General features: G+C 27.1%; 1 protein-coding gene. It reads right to left on the bottom strand.

The window, feature by feature from the left end; translation table 4 throughout:
- Nucleotides 1–258: 258 nt before the first annotated feature.
- The coding region (locus CJJ23_RS04710) for a hypothetical protein (protein ID WP_180738041.1) at nucleotides 259–539 on the bottom strand (281 nt) is incomplete at its 5' end.

The following is a 539-nucleotide window of genomic DNA, read 5'->3' as shown; positions in this document are numbered from 1 at the left end:
TTAGAAGGATAAATATTGACCTCCCTACTGTTGAAGAATTAAAAACAGAAATTGACAAATATATATTGTGATACAATGAAATTAGATTTCAAAGACCACTAGGATGACTATCACATTTCAATATTTATATACTAAATAAGAATTAACTGCACTTTTGCTAGTACCGCAGTAAGTTATTAATGATACATAAAAAACCTATCACTATTTTGCAAGTGATAGGTTAAATAGATATTAAGTTTACTGCAATAAATTTTCAAATTATTTGATTTTGTTTTTTTCTAAAACGTTATCAATTCTTTTAACATCTTTTTGAAGACCAGTGATCGCATCATAAACTCACTCATTGAATTTTTCCTGTTTTGCATTTGCTTCTTCTTGTTTTGTTTGAAACTGAATAACAAGCAGAGCTAAATCATTAATTGTCATTTTCTTAATTGGTGGTTTAGTTGTTTTTTGTTTAAATTTGTCTGAAGATACCATGCAAACTCTTAAATCTTTCTCCTTATCTTCACAATCAATTGTAATATTTTCATGGTCTG

It is taken from the genome of Mycoplasmopsis agassizii (genome assembly GCF_002276225.1).
GTDB lineage: Bacteria > Bacillota_I > Bacilli_A > Mycoplasmatales > Metamycoplasmataceae > Mycoplasmopsis_B > Mycoplasmopsis_B agassizii_A.
The sequence above is the reverse complement of the archived record's forward strand: the minus strand, read 5'-3'. Positions and strand labels throughout refer to the sequence as shown.